This window comes from Micromonospora sp. WMMB482, from assembly GCF_019038635.1.
Lineage (GTDB): Bacteria > Actinomycetota > Actinomycetes > Mycobacteriales > Micromonosporaceae > Micromonospora > Micromonospora marina.
Map to the genome: position 1 here is coordinate 3,876,744 of NZ_JAHOPD010000020.1, position 12,776 is coordinate 3,889,519.

The 12,776-nt window shown below is 74.7% G+C and carries 15 protein-coding genes; 8 read left to right on the forward strand and 7 right to left on the reverse strand.

The genetic code is table 11. The features are described from left to right. Positions 1-13: 13 nt before the first annotated feature. The 5 genes from lepB (KSK32_RS19505) to KSK32_RS19525 all read left to right on the forward strand — a co-directional run bounded on the left by lepB (KSK32_RS19505) (position 14) and on the right by KSK32_RS19525 (position 3,280). Entirely contained in the window at positions 14-898 is an 885-nt protein-coding gene (lepB, locus tag KSK32_RS19505; RefSeq protein WP_216932498.1) for a signal peptidase I, read from the forward strand. Next, positions 895-1,527 (forward strand): signal peptidase I, encoded by a 633-nt coding sequence (gene lepB / locus KSK32_RS19510; protein WP_216932499.1) that lies wholly within the window; start codon positions 895-897, stop codon positions 1,525-1,527. The genes lepB (KSK32_RS19505) and lepB (KSK32_RS19510) overlap by 4 nt, the downstream gene beginning before the upstream one ends. A gap of 90 nt (positions 1,528-1,617) precedes the next feature. Beyond that, complete coding sequence (locus KSK32_RS19515; protein WP_216932500.1) at positions 1,618-2,085, forward strand: NUDIX hydrolase; 468 nt, start codon at positions 1,618-1,620, stop codon at positions 2,083-2,085. Then, on the forward strand, positions 2,079-2,960 hold the full coding sequence (locus tag KSK32_RS19520; protein WP_216932501.1) for a ribonuclease HII: 882 nt from the start codon (positions 2,079-2,081) through the stop codon (positions 2,958-2,960). Before KSK32_RS19515 ends, KSK32_RS19520 begins: the two co-directional genes overlap by 7 nt. Next, the gene (locus KSK32_RS19525; protein WP_011905215.1) at positions 2,957-3,280 is read left to right on the forward strand and encodes a DUF2469 domain-containing protein; all 324 of its coding nucleotides are present in this window, start codon (positions 2,957-2,959) and stop codon (positions 3,278-3,280) included. Before KSK32_RS19520 ends, KSK32_RS19525 begins: the two co-directional genes overlap by 4 nt. A gap of 12 nt (positions 3,281-3,292) precedes the next feature. Here KSK32_RS19525 and KSK32_RS19530 read toward each other — a convergent pair whose 3' ends face one another. Next, the gene (locus KSK32_RS19530; RefSeq protein ID WP_216932502.1) at positions 3,293-4,399 is read right to left on the reverse strand and encodes a sulfite oxidase; all 1,107 of its coding nucleotides are present in this window, start codon (positions 4,397-4,399) and stop codon (positions 3,293-3,295) included. Beyond that, positions 4,396-5,055, reverse strand: a complete 660-nt coding sequence (locus tag KSK32_RS19535) for a methyltransferase domain-containing protein (protein WP_216932503.1) — start codon at positions 5,053-5,055, stop codon at positions 4,396-4,398. The genes KSK32_RS19530 and KSK32_RS19535 overlap by 4 nt, the downstream gene beginning before the upstream one ends. Before the next feature lie 209 nt (positions 5,056-5,264). Here KSK32_RS19535 and KSK32_RS19540 point away from each other — a divergent pair, with 209 nt between their 5' ends. Next, positions 5,265-5,879 (forward strand): murein hydrolase activator EnvC, encoded by a 615-nt coding sequence (locus KSK32_RS19540; protein WP_289256625.1) that lies wholly within the window; start codon positions 5,265-5,267, stop codon positions 5,877-5,879. Positions 5,880-5,892: 13 nt separating this feature from the next. On the opposite strand, the gene KSK32_RS19545 is transcribed toward KSK32_RS19540, so the two are convergent. Both KSK32_RS19545 and KSK32_RS19550 read right to left on the reverse strand, forming a co-directional pair. Next, positions 5,893-7,074, reverse strand: coding sequence for an aminotransferase class V-fold PLP-dependent enzyme (locus KSK32_RS19545; RefSeq protein ID WP_216932504.1), 1,182 nt, complete (start codon positions 7,072-7,074; stop codon positions 5,893-5,895). Positions 7,075-7,163: 89 nt separating this feature from the next. Continuing rightward, a complete protein-coding gene (locus KSK32_RS19550; protein ID WP_216936225.1) occupies positions 7,164-8,153 on the reverse strand; it encodes a tyrosine-type recombinase/integrase in 990 nt (329 codons plus the stop codon). Positions 8,154-8,602: 449 nt separating this feature from the next. Between KSK32_RS19550 and KSK32_RS19555 the strand changes: the two genes are divergently transcribed. After that, on the forward strand, positions 8,603-8,944 hold the full coding sequence (locus KSK32_RS19555; RefSeq protein WP_216932505.1) for a hypothetical protein: 342 nt from the start codon (positions 8,603-8,605) through the stop codon (positions 8,942-8,944). A 7-nt stretch (positions 8,945-8,951) separates the two neighbouring features. On the opposite strand, the gene KSK32_RS19560 is transcribed toward KSK32_RS19555, so the two are convergent. From KSK32_RS19560 to KSK32_RS19570, 3 genes are read right to left on the reverse strand one after another with little or no spacing between them, the layout of a single operon-like run. Next, complete coding sequence (locus KSK32_RS19560) at positions 8,952-10,130, reverse strand: DNA-processing protein DprA (protein WP_216932506.1); 1,179 nt, start codon at positions 10,128-10,130, stop codon at positions 8,952-8,954. Continuing rightward, on the reverse strand, positions 10,127-11,647 hold the full coding sequence (locus KSK32_RS19565; protein ID WP_216932507.1) for a YifB family Mg chelatase-like AAA ATPase: 1,521 nt from the start codon (positions 11,645-11,647) through the stop codon (positions 10,127-10,129). Before KSK32_RS19565 ends, KSK32_RS19560 begins: the two co-directional genes overlap by 4 nt. Position 11,648: 1 nt before the next feature. Further along, positions 11,649-12,008, reverse strand: a complete 360-nt coding sequence (locus KSK32_RS19570; RefSeq protein ID WP_216932508.1) for a YraN family protein — start codon at positions 12,006-12,008, stop codon at positions 11,649-11,651. Positions 12,009-12,278: 270 nt separating this feature from the next. Between KSK32_RS19570 and KSK32_RS19575 the strand changes: the two genes are divergently transcribed. Then, positions 12,279-12,752, forward strand: a complete 474-nt coding sequence (locus tag KSK32_RS19575) for a hypothetical protein (RefSeq protein WP_216932509.1) — start codon at positions 12,279-12,281, stop codon at positions 12,750-12,752. Positions 12,753-12,776: the final 24 nt, after the last annotated feature.

Consider the following 12,776-nt stretch of genomic DNA (forward strand, 5'->3'; position numbering starts at 1 on the left):
ACCGGAGAGTGGCATGGTGCAGATGGTTGACGAGGACGGCACCGTCGATCCCTGGCGCCGGCGGGCCCGTCGCGGCCGCCGCCAGATGCCGCTCTGGCAGGAGTTGCCGCTGCTGCTGATCGTGGCGTTCTGCCTCGCCGTGCTGATCCGCACGTTCCTGCTCCAGGCGTTCTTCATCCCCTCCGGGTCGATGGAGAACACCCTGCTCGTCGGCGACCGGGTGCTCGTCAACAAGGTCGTCTACGACGTTCGCGACCCGGTCCGCGGCGAGGTGGTGGTGTTCCGGGGCACCGACCGCTGGGTCGCCCAGGAGGCGCCCGCGCCGCCGGCCGACTTCGCCGGCCGGGTCGGCCGGACGCTCGGCGACCTGGTGGGCGTCAGCCGCCCCGGCGAGAAGGACTTCATCAAGCGCGTCATCGGGGTGCCGGGCGACAAGATCTGGTGCTGCGACGACGGCCGGGTGGTCGTCAACGGGGTGCCGCTGGACGAGCAGGCGTACGTCTTCGAGGACTCCCCGGCCGAGCTGCCGCCCAATCCGAAGGAGTGCCGGTCCCGGCAGTTCACCGAGGTGGTGGTGCCGCCGGGGCAGATCTTCGTGATGGGTGACCACCGGCTGGTCTCGCAGGACGCCCGATGTCAGGGGCCGGTGCCGATCGAGAACGTGGTCGGCCGCGCCTTCATGATCGTTTGGCCGTCGCAGCGGTGGACCGGCCTGCCCGTACCGGAGACGTTCACGAGCGTGCCCCGGGCGGACGCCGCGCCGGCGGCGGGGCCGGTGCCGGTGGATCCCGACCCGGTCGGCGGCGTCGTCCTGATCCTTCCGCTCGCGGCGACGCTCACCGTTCTGGCGGGTTCGGGGCGACCGCGCCGCACCCTTCGACGTAGGCTCCTCCCGTGATCGACGAGCAGACCGAGAAGCCCCGCAGCTCCTTCTGGAAGGAGCTGCCCATCCTCCTGGGCGTGGCGATCCTGGTCGCGGTGCTGGTGCGTGCCTTCGTGCTGCAGACCTTCTTCATCCCGTCGCCGTCCATGGAGAACACTCTCAAGATCGACGATCGGGTGCTTGTCAACAAGCTGGTCTACGACTTCCGCTCGCCGCACCGGGGCGAGGTGATCGTCTTCAAGGCGCCCACCGAGTGGAGCGGCAACCCCGACGGTGAGGACTTCATCAAGCGGGTCATCGGCGTCGGCGGTGATCACGTGGTCTGCTGCGACCGCACCGGCGGGCAGGACCGGCTGGTCATCAACGGCAAGCCGATCGACGAGCCGTTCGTCTTCCCCGGCAACAAGCCCGCCGACCAGGACTTCGACATCACCGTGCCGAAGGGGCGCCTGTGGGTCATGGGTGACCACCGGGAGGCGTCCGGCGACTCGCTGGAGCACTGGCAGCAGTCGGGCGAGGACATCAACGTCGCCACCATCCCCGAGGGCGAGGTCGTCGGCCGGGCCTTCACCATCTTCTGGCCGGTCAGCCGCGCGACCTGGCTCAGCGTCCCCGAGCAGTTCGACGGGATCCCCAATCCCTGAGCAGGCCCGCGTCACGCTCCGGCACGCCGGCCCGGCCTCGGCGGCGGGACAGCGTGGTCGTTCGTCGCAGGCGTCTGGCAGGCTGGTGCGGTGACCGTCTACACCCCTCGTCGCGCGGCCCGGGTGCTGCTGGTCGACGCGTCCGACCGGGTGCTGCTCTTCGAGGGCAGTGATCCCGCCCGGCCGGGTCACCGCTACTGGTTCACCCCCGGCGGTGGGCTCGACCCGGGGGAGTCCCCGGCCGACGGCGCCGCCCGGGAGCTGGCCGAGGAGACCGGCCTGCGGATGGCCCCGGCCGAGCTGGGCGCGCCGGTCTGGTCGGACACGGTCGAGTTCCCGTTCGACGGCGTCTGGTACCGCCAGGAGCAGCAGTTCTACCTGGTCCGGGTGACGGGCTGGGAGGTCGACACGGCCGGCTTCGACGACGTCGAGCGGGCGAGCGTGCACGGGCACCGCTGGTGGCCGGTCGCCGAACTGGCCGCCTCCGCCGAGCGTTACTACCCGCCGGACCTGCCCGGCCGGCTCGGCGCCGTGCTGGCGGGAGGCGGCGCATGCTGACCCCGCCGCGCACCGTGGTCCGCCGCGACGGTGGCCTCTACGCGCTGGAACGCGCCCTGCAACGGCGTGGCTTCCGGCACGTGGCGGGCGCCGACGAGGCCGGTCGGGGCGCCTGCGCCGGGCCGCTCGTGGCCGCCGCCGCGATCCTGCCCGAGGGCCGGCGCGGCGAGATCGACGAGCTGGCCGACTCGAAGCTGCTCACCCCCGTCGCCCGCGAGCGGGTCCACGACGAGGTGGTGGCGCGGGCCCTGGCGTACGCCGTGGTGGTCATCCCGGCCGAGGAGGTCGACGCCCGCGGGCTGCACGTGTGCAACCTCGCCGCGATGCGCCGGGCGCTGGCCTCGCTCACCACCCGCCCGGAGTACGTGCTGACCGACGGCTTCGGCGTCGACGGGCTGGACGTGCCGGGCCTGGCGGTCTGGAAGGGTGACCGGGTGGCCGCGTGTGTGGCGGCGGCGAGCGTGCTGGCCAAGGTCACCCGGGATCGGATCATGGTGGACCTGGACGGGCGGTTCCCCGGCTACGGCTTCGCCGAGCACAAGGGCTACATCACCGCCGAGCACAGCGCCGCCCTGCGCGCGCTCGGGCCCTGCCGGGAACACCGCTTCTCGTACGTGAACGTGGCCGCCGTCTCCGGACGGGACGGCCGGCCTCCCCGCGCCCGCCGCCCGGCGGGCGACGGCGCCGGCGTGGCGCCGCCCGAGCCCGCGGCCGGGCTGCCGGGTCTCGGGCCCGGCGCGTTCGCCGGCCGCCCGGACGAGCCGATGGGGCACTGCGGCGCGTCAGGGGGTACCGTCGGCGTGGCGTTGGGCGAGCAGCCGCGACCTCCGGCGTCGGTGGGGGAAGATGTGGTCATGGAAGGCGGAGTGCGATGAGCGCGGAAGATCTCGAGAAGTACGAGACCGAGATGGAGCTTCAGCTCTACCGGGAGTACCGCGACATCGTCCGTCAGTTCTCCTACGTGGTGGAGACCGAGCGCCGTTTCTACCTGGCCAACCAGGTCGACCTGCACGTGCGCAACTCCGACGGCGAGGTCTACTTCGAGGTCGAGATGCACGACGCCTGGGTGTGGGACATGTACCGTCCTGCCCGTTTCGTCAAGAATGTTCGAGTAATGACGTTCAAGGACGTCAATGTGGAAGAGCTCGAAAAGCCCGACATCTCGCTTCCCGCAGATTCCGGGTTCGGGAGCTGATCCAGCGCCGGATCACTGTGCCGGCACGACCACCTCGACCCGCTGCACCAGGTTGTTCGCGAACCCGCCCCGGTTCCACGGCTGCTCGACCGGCTGGGTGCGCCCCGACGCGTCGGTCGCCCGGGCGCCCAGCACGTACCGCCCTGGCGTCGCCGCCCAGCTCATCGTCCACCGGCGCCACGCCCACTCGCCCCCGGACGGCTCGTCCAGGACCGCCGGTGCCCACGTCCCGCCACCGTCTGTCGTCACCTCGACCGAGGTCACCGGCGCGTGGCCGGACCAGGCCCGGCCGTCCAGAGTGCACGCTCCGGGCCGCAGCACCCGGGTACGGGACATGAAATCCGGGAACCCGGGCGGACGCACCAGCGCACGCGGCTCGATCCGGGTCACCGGCACGCCCGGGTCGTCGGCGTCGCGCCGCAGCCGGTAGGCCACCGCGTTCTGGTAGCCGTCGAACGGCTCGGTCGTCACAGTGATGTCGCGCAGCCACTTCACGTGCGCCATGCCGTACCAGCCGGGCACGATCAGGCGCAGCGGCGCGCCGTGCTGCGGCAGCAGGGGAGCGCCGTTCATCTCGTACGCCAGGAGCACCTCCTCGCGCAGCGCGTCAGCCACCGGCAACGCCCGCTGGTAGTCCTGCTCGACGCCGCGCTCCACCCCGTGGTCCGCGCCGGTGAACACCACGTCCACCGCGTCGCCGGACAGGCCGGCCTCGCGCAGCAGCGGGGCCAGCGGCGTGCCGGTCCACTCGGCGTTGCCCACCGCCTCCACCAGCCAGGGCTGGCTGACCGGACGGGGATGCAGCAGCGCCCGGCCGTTGCCCGCGCACTCCAGCGTGACCCGATGGGTCACCCGGGGCCGGTCGCGCAGCGCCGCCAGGTCCAGCCGCAGTGGACGCTCGATGGCGCCGGACACGCTCAGCGCGTACGCGGCCGGGTCGACGTCCGGGATGTCGTAGTGGATGAGCAGGTAGTGCAGGCCCGCCGGGGTCACGTCGTACCGCAACGCCTCCAGCGGGATGCCGTGGTTGCGCGCGGCGAGCTGAAGCTCCTCGGCGCTGATCGCCTCGTCCGGCCCGGCCACCCGGGAGGGACGGCTGACGTCGTCCACTGTGGTCACCGCTGCTCCGTCCGCTCCAGCACGTCGTAGCCCACGAACGCGAACATCCGCTCGCCCGGCGCCAACGGGCGGGGCGTGCCGGTGAACCGGTGCGCGCCGACGCCCACCCCGTCGGCCGGGCTGTTCACCGCGACCGGCTCGAAGCCCTCCTCGGCGAACCATTCGCAGATGACCGGCACCAGGTCCGGCTCGCGCCGGTGCCGCGTCCACAGCACCGTGCCGCCGGTGGCGCAGAGCGAGGCGCAGTGCCGCACCGTGGCCCGGATGTCGTCGTCGGTGATGTTGCCGAAGATGCCGCAGGCCAGCACGAGATCCGCCGGGGCCAGATCGGCGTATCCGTCGGTCAGCGAGGCGTCCCCGGTCACCACCTCCACACCGGTGAGCCCGGCGCCGGCGGCGGCGCGGCGGGCCAGATCGGCGTTGCGCGGATCCAGCTCGACCAGGCGGGCGGTCACGTCGGCGCCCCGGGGATGGGTGGCCAGCACCGGGATCAGGTCGCGGCCCTGACCCGCGCACAGACTCAGCGCGCGCAGCGGACCGGGCGGCGCCGCGTCCAGTGCGTCGGAGACACGCTGCCGCACCTCGGCGAGCCGCCGGGCCAGTGCGGACTCGGGCTGGTCGTAGTCGTTGTGCCAGGCGTACCAGTCCTTCGTCACCCGGCCAGCATAGGCGTCCGGGCCGTAGCAGATCCGCCCCGATTCCGGCGCTCGTCCACAGTCGGTGCGTCGTCCACAGGACGGCCGCGTGCGGTACGCGGGACGGTGCCCGGAGTGGGCAGGGTGCTCGCGTGCGTTCCTCGATCTCTTTCGCAGTGGTGTTGTTCCTCGTCGGCTGCCTGCCCGGCGCCCTCACGCCGTCCCGGGCCGTGGTGCCGTCGTCCTCGGCCGGGCCCTCGCCGCCGTCGTCCCGGGTCGGGGTCCACTCGCTCGCGGCCGGGCCGCCTCCGGCCGTACCTGCGCGCGGGCGGGATGCTTCCGCATCAGCGGGTGCCCCGGCTTCTGGTGCTTCGGCGGCGGGCGGCTCGGCTGCGGGACTTCCGGGCGGGCCCGATGGGCGGTTCCGGTGGCCGCTGCCGGGTGCGCCCCGGATGGTGCGTCGCTTCGACCCGCCGCCGCAGCCCTGGCTGTCCGGGCACCGGGGCGTCGACCTCGCCGCCGCACCCGGGGCGTCGGTGCTGGCGGCCGGAGCCGGGATCGTCCTCTTCGCCGGCACCGTCGCCGGCCGGCCGGTGCTGACCGTCGGCCACTCCGGCGGGCTGCGCACCACGTACGAACCGGTCCGCTCCCGCCTCACCGCCGGCACCCCGGTCGAAGCCGGCACGCCGGTCGGCGACCTGCTCGCCGGGCATCCCGGTTGCGCCGAGGCGGCCTGCCTGCACTGGGGACTGCGACGCGACACGGAGTACCTCGATCCGCTGGCCCTGCTCGGGCTCGGCCGCGTCCGGCTGCTGCCGCTGCACGCCGTTCCCGCCGACGGCTGACCGGGTGTGTTGCTCAGCCCTGCGCAAGCAGCGTGGGCAGCCGGACGGCCAGCCGGTCGTACTCGTCGGGGGTGTTGTAGACCTGGCCGCACAGCCGCAGGTAGCCGCGCCCGTTCCAGCCGGCGGTCGACACCTCGGCCGAGAGCCGGTCGGCGATCCGGGTCCGCAGCTCCCGGGCCGCGTCCAGCGTCGTCGCGACACCGGGCGGCAGCGGCACCAGCCGCATGGCGACCGCCGGTCCGCCGGGCTCCGGCAGCCGCTCGGGCGCCACACCGAGCGCGTCCCCGACGACCCGTTGCCCGTACGCGGCCAGCGCCGCGTTGTGCGCGCGTACCCGGTCCACGCCGAGGCTGCGCAACGTGAACAGGCCCACCGGGGCGGCCAGCCAGCCGGTGTAGTCGAGCGTCGCCTGCCACTCCACCCGGATCGGGAAGCCGCTGTCCTGTTCCCACGACACGACGAGCGGCTGGATCCTCTCCCGCCACTGCGGCGCCACCACGAGCACGGCGGTGCCGCGCGGCGCGTACGCCCATTTGTGCAGGTTGCCGACCCAGAAGTCGGCGCCGACGGACGCGACGGTGGCCGGCAGCATGCCCGGCGCGTGCGCGGCGTCCACCAGGACCGGAACGCCCTGCTCCCGGGCCACCGCGACGATCGCCGCGGCGGGGAACAGCCGCGCGGTCGGCGAGGTGAGCTGGTCGACGATCAGCAGCTTGGTACGCCCGGGGCGCAGCCCGTCGCGGACGATCTCGACCACCTCCTCGTCGGTGGCGGTCAACGGCACCGGAAGGGTGCGGGACACCGCCCCGGTACGGGCGCACTCCCGGGCGACCGACAGCGCCACCGCCCCGTACCCGTGGTCGGTGGTCACGACCTCGTCGCCGGGGCGCAACGCCAGCGACTGCAACACCACGGCCGCGCCCGCTGTGGCGTTGCCGACGAGCGTGGTGCCGTCCGGGTCGGCGCCGAGGAACGCGGCCAGGTGCCGCCGGGCGTGGGCGATCCGGTCGACCAGGCCCTGCGTGAAGAACCGCAGCGGGTTGGCCTCCATCTCGTCGCGCAGGCGCTGCTGGGCGCGCTGCACGGCAATCGGTACGGCGCCGAAGGAGCCGTGGTTGAGGTGGCTGACGGAGGGATCGAGGGAGAAGAGCAGCCGAGCCCCGGGAATCGGCTCGGGTGGCTGCGGCACCGTCATCCGTCGATCCTAGCCCGAGATGGATCATGCGCCGGCCGGATTCGGCCCGCTGACCGGGCTCGCCGACGCCGCCCGCGCGCCGTCGGGGGTCAGGCGCGGGGGTGCGCCTGCCGGTACGCGGCGCGGAGCCGCTCCACCGAGACGTGCGTGTAGATCTGGGTGCTGGCGAGCGACGAGTGCCCCAGCAACTCCTGCACGGCGCGCAGGTCCGCGCCGCCTTCGAGCAGGTGCGTCGCGGCCGAGTGGCGCAGCCCGTGCGGCGTCACCCGCGGCACCCCGGCGGCACCGGCCCACGCGGCAACGATCCGCCGCGCGGTGGTCGGGTTGAGCCGTCCACCCCGCGCCCCGAGCAGAAGCGCCCGGCCCGAGCCCGGGGTCAGCAGCGCGGGGCGGCCGTCGCGCAGCCAGGCGTCGAGCGCCCGCTGGGCCGGCACTCCGTAGGGCACCGACCGCTCCCGCCCGCCCTTGCCCAGTACGCGTACGACCCGGCGGCCCTGGTCGACGTCGGTGACGTCGAGGCCGCACGCCTCGCTGATGCGTACCCCGGTTCCGTAGAGCAGCTCCAGCAGCAGCCGGTCGCGCAGCAGCACCGCGTCGGACGGTCCGTCGCCGACCGCCTCGGCGGCCGTTCCGTGGTCGTGTCCGAGCCCGGCACCGTCGGGGTGGACCGTCGAGCGGTCGGCCCCGGGCGGGCCCGGCCGCTGCCGCGACGGGGCCTCCACCAGGGCGGCGGCCTGGTCCGCGCGCAGCACGGTGGGCAGCTCCCGCCGTGCGCGTGGGCTGGCCAGCGGGGCCGCCACGTCATCGGCGAGCAGGCCGGTCCGGTGCGCCCAGGCGCTGAACGTCCGGGCCGCCGCGGCGCGCCGCGCCATCGTCGTCCGCGCCGCCCCCATGGTCAGCTGCTTCGCCAGCCAGCTGCGCACCACGGCGAGGTCCAGCTCCGGCAGCTCGGCGCAGCCCATCCGGACGGCGTGGTCCAGCAGCGACACGAGATCCGTGACGTACGCCCGGACGGTGTGGACGGAGCGGTTGCGCACCCGCGACAGGTGATCGGCGAATTCGTCGACCGCCTCGCGCATCGACGCGGGCAGTTCCTCGTGCGCGTCCCGGGTGCCGCGCCGCCGCTGACTCACCGCGGCACCCGGTCCGGGCGCACGCGGTCGTGGCGGCGGAGGCGGACAGCGATCACCGTCCCAGCGTAAGGCCGGAGCGCCGCCCGTCGCCGTGCCGCCGCCCGCCGCTTCGCCGTGCCGCCCGGCCGTCGCGCCCGCCTTCGCGGCGGGTCGGCCGTCGTCCGTGGGTTGTGCCGTCCGCCACGTCGCCCGCGTCCTTCCGGCGTGGGATACGCGCCGACGCGCTGAGAGGGGTGGCAGAAGCGGCTCTGGACAGGGGAAACTCGTGCTGCGGCACGCTTGCGGTGCGGCGACCGGCAGGCAGCGCGGCCGAGCCGGCCCCGACGGAGTCGATCCGGCCGCGATCAGGCGAACGCGTCCCCGTGACGGTGACGCCGGTTCGAGGAGGGCCGAGAGTGGGAGTGGACGCCGTCCTCTACCGGCAGATATCGGCGGGCACCGGTGGTCGCCGGCCCGCGTACGCCTCGATCGAGGCCGTGACGGACCCGCAGGACGTGCTGCTCGACCTGCTCAAGCGGGTACGCGGCGGAGGCCGCACCCCGTTGCTGGACCGTGTCGACCCGCTCGGCGAGCTGGCCGTGGGCGCCGGGCGGATGCCGCAACTGCTCGCCGAGCTGCGGTGCCTGGCCGAGGTGGCCCGGGCGCCGGCCGAGGTCGACCACGTCCACCGGCTGGCCCGGCTCGTCCGCCGATGTGCGGACCGCCGCGACGCCGAGATCCGGTTCGAGGGCGACTGACACGGGCTCACGTGCGTGTGGCCGGCGGCGGCGCGAGCGCGTAACCGCCGTCGCGGCGTACCACCATCGCCAGTTCCTCCAGCATGGACAGCTTGCGCATGGCGGTACGCAGGTCCACTCCCGCCCGCGCCGCGACGCTCTCCAGGTCGAGCGTTCGGCGGCGCGGCAGCGCCTCCAGCACCTGGGTGGCCTCCTCGTCGAGCCGGTCCCGGGGGCGCTCCGGTGCCCGGGCGGGCGGGGCCAGGTCGTACCCGATCCGGCCCACCTCCTCCAGCACGTGCGCGACGTTCGTGACCAGCCGGGCCTCCGGCCGTTCCCGCAGCACCTCGTGCCCACCGACGGACATCGCGGAGGTCACCGGCCCGGGAACCACCATCGCCGGGCGGTGCAGGCCGAGCGCCCGGTTGAGCGTCTGGGTGGCGCCGCTGCGCGCGGCGGCCTCGACGAGGACCGTGCCGCTCGTCGCCGCCGCGATCACCCGGTTGCGGATGAGGAACCGGGGCCGCAGCGGCTCCGCGCCCGGAATCCACTCGCTCACCAGCAGGCCGGTCTCGGCGATCCGGTCGAACAGCGCGGCGTTGCCCACCGGGTACGGGCGGTCCAGCCCGCAGGCGAGCACGGCGACGGTCCGCCCGCCCGCTGTCAGCGCCCCGCGATGCGCGGCGGCGTCGATGCCGAAAGCCCCACCGGAGACCACTGTCCACTCCCGGTCGGCGAGGCCGTAGCCCAGCTCGGTGGCGACGTGCGCGCCGTAGGGGGTGGCCGCGCGGGCGCCGACCACCGCCACCGAGCGCGCCAGCGCCTCACCGAGCGGCCACGCCCCGCGGACCCAGAAGCAGAGCGGAGGGTCGGTCTCCACGTCGACCCGCCGGGTGGCTCCGGACAGCGCGAGCCGGCGCAGATCCCCGACCTGGGCCGGCCACTCGTCGTCCTCCGGTGTGACCAGCCGGGCGCCGAGCCGTTCGCCGCGGGCCAGCGCCTCCGCGGCGACCGCCCGGGCGTCGGCGAAGGCGGCGCGCGCCGCGACGGCCGACCGCAGTGTCCGTTCCGGCGCCTCGCCGGACAGCAGCAGGTCGAGTGCGGCGACCGGGCCGATCCGCTGGACCATGGCGTGCACCGACCGGGTGCCGGGCTCGGCGAGCCAGGTGAGCGCGACCCGCGCCAGCCGGCGGTCGTCGGCGCTCACCCGACCTCACCGGTCCTGAGCTGGATGGCCTCCGCGACGTCGTGGTGGCCGGGCCGGTCCCGCCCGTCCAGGTCCGCGATGGTCCAGGCGAGACGGAGTACGCGGTCGTAGCCGCGCGCGGACAGCGAACCGGTGTCGAGCCGGCGGCGTAGATCCGTGGTGACCCGGGCGGGCAGGTGCCACGGCGGCCGGCGCAGGTACGGGCCGGGGACGTCGGCGTTCACCCGGTGCCCGGTGGCCGCCCAGCGCTCGGCGGCGGCATGCCGCGCGGCGACGACCCGGGCGGCGACGCGGGCCGAGGACTCCTGCGCGGCGCCGGTGCTCAGCAGTTCCGCCGCGCGTACCGCCGTCAGCCGGACCTGCACGTCGACCCGGTCGAGCAGCGGACCCGACAACCGTCCCAGGTAGCGTCGTCGCGCCAGCGGCGGGCACTCGCAGTCCACGTCGCCTGAGGGTTTCGCACACGGGCAGGGATTGGCGGCCAGCACCAGTTGGGTGCGGGCCGGGTACTCGGTGGCGCCGCGGGTACGCGCCACCCGCACCCGGCCGCTCTCCAGCGGCTGCCGCAACGCCTCCAGCGCGCCCTTGCTGAACTCGGGCGCCTCGTCCAGGAACAGGACCCCGCGGTGGGCGAGCGACACCGCGCCGGGCCGGGCCAGCCCGGAACCGCCTCCGACGAGCGCGGGCACCGTGGCCGAGTGGTGCGGCGCCTGGAACGGGGGCCGGCGCAGCAGACCGCCGCCGGGTGGCAGCAGGCCGGCGATCGAGTGCAGCGCGGTGACCTCCAGGGCTGCCTCGTCGTCCAGTTCGGGCAGGATCGACGGCAGTCGCTCGGCGAGCATGGTCTTGCCGGCACCGGGCGGGCCGAGCAGCGCGAGGTGATGGCCCCCGGCGGCGGCGATCTCCAGGGCGCGCCGCCCGAGCGGTTGCCCGGCGACGTCGGCGAGGTCGGGCCCGGCCGGGCCGCCGGCCGGGACGTGGGCGGTTGGGGCGAGCAGCGGACTGCCGTCGCGGACGTGGGCGACGAGCCGGTGCAGGGTGTCGACCGCGTGCACGCGTACGCCCGGGATGACTGCCGCCTCGGCGGCGTTGCCGGCGGGTACGACGACGCGGGTGTGCCCGGCGCGGGCGGCGGCGGCGACCATGGGCAGCGTGCCGCGGACGGGGCGTACGGTGCCGTCGAGGCCGAGTTCGCCGAGCACGACCGTGGCGTCCAGGGCGACCGGTGGCAGCTCACCCGAGCCGGCCAGGACGGCGAGCGCGATGGCGAGGTCGAACGCCGAGCCGTACTTGGGCAGGGTGGCGGGGAGCAGGTTGAGCGTGATGCGCCGGTTGGGCCATTTCTGGCCGGAGTTCACGATCGCGGCGCGGACCCGGTCGCGCGCCTCGTGCAGCGCAGTGTCCGGCAGGCCGGAGATGATCACGGCGGGCAGCCCGGGAGCCAGGTCGGCCTCGACCTCGACGAGATGCCCGGCGACTCCGGCCAGGCCGACGCTCAGCACTTTCGCGTACCCCATGTCAGAACGCGCCGCGGAGGTGCTCGACGCGGGCGGGGCCGGTGAGCGGGAGCCGGACGGAGAGCACGTCGAAGCGGACCTCGTCGGCGGTGGTGCCGGTCTCGGCGAGCCAGCGGGCGGCCAGGCCGCGCAGCCGGCGGGCCTTGGCCGGTACGACCGCCTCGGCGGGGGAGCCGAACTGCTCGCTCCGGCGGGTCTTGACCTCGCAGACGGCGAGGACCGGGCCCTCCCAGGCGATGATGTCGATCTCCCCGTCGGGGCAGCGCCAGTTGCGGGCGACCGGGCGCAGGCCCGTCTCGATCAGGTGCCGTAGCGCGCACCGCTCGCCGTACGCCCCGACGGCTCGGTTCCGGTTCGTCATGCCGGCCAGGATGCGTGCGGCGGGGTCCGGCGGAGGGGACGCGCGGGTTCGGCCTGTGGACGAGGACCGTTCTGTGGACGGGCTCACGATCATGCGCCCGACGTGCTACGGCTGCGGCTGCGACCCGCTGCCGCCAGGTTACCGACGGTCCTGTTCCTGGGCGACCGGGCCCCGGCCCGGGGCCGCGAGCCGTATCTTGCTCCCGCCGGGTGTCGCAGCCGGCGCGGCGGAGGGAGTCTCGCGGTGTTCGCAGTGGACAGACGGTGGCGGTTGGTCGCGGTGGTGACGGCAGGCCTGTTGGCCGTCGCGGCGCTTGCGTGGCTGCTCTGGCCCGAGCCCGCCCCGCCGCCCCGGGAACGGCAGTACCGGGCGTTCACAGCCTGCATGCTGACCGACGACCGGGGTCTGGCAGGGCCCGAGGCGGCGGCCAGCTGGCAGGGGATGCAACGGGCGTCGTCGGCCACCTCGATCAAAATCCAGCACCTGGCGGTGGTCGGAAAGCAGACGCCGGAGAATGCCGAGGGGTTCTTCAACACGCTCGGCGTCCAGCGCTGCCGGATGGTGGTCGCGGTGGGTGCAGCGCCGGTCGCGGCCCTGGTCGCGGGGCACAAGCGCTTCCCCGACGTGCATTACCTCGTGGTCGGCGTGTCGCCGGACCCGGCCGTTCCGGCGGTGTCCGGCGAATCGGCCGAGGATCTGGCGGCGGGCGTGGAGCGCCAGGTGGTCTCCGCCGCCGATCGATGATCTTCCAGATTGACCATTGCTTTT

Excerpts from the sequence above, each read along its gene's own strand:
- lepB (WP_216932498.1), top strand. The coding sequence starts at position 14 with ATGGTGCAGATGGTTGACGAGGACGGCACCGTCGATCCCTGGCGCCGG.
- KSK32_RS19520 (WP_216932501.1), top strand. The coding sequence starts at position 2,079 with ATGCTGACCCCGCCGCGCACCGTGGTCCGCCGCGACGGTGGCCTCTAC.
- KSK32_RS19525 (WP_011905215.1), top strand. The coding sequence starts at position 2,957 with ATGAGCGCGGAAGATCTCGAGAAGTACGAGACCGAGATGGAGCTTCAG.
- KSK32_RS19545 (WP_216932504.1), bottom strand. The coding sequence starts at position 7,074 with ATGACGGTGCCGCAGCCACCCGAGCCGATTCCCGGGGCTCGGCTGCTC.
- KSK32_RS19550 (WP_216936225.1), bottom strand. The coding sequence starts at position 8,153 with ATGCGCGAGGCGGTCGACGAATTCGCCGATCACCTGTCGCGGGTGCGC.
- KSK32_RS19565 (WP_216932507.1), bottom strand. The coding sequence starts at position 11,647 with ATGGGGTACGCGAAAGTGCTGAGCGTCGGCCTGGCCGGAGTCGCCGGG.
- KSK32_RS19570 (WP_216932508.1), bottom strand. The coding sequence starts at position 12,008 with ATGACGAACCGGAACCGAGCCGTCGGGGCGTACGGCGAGCGGTGCGCG.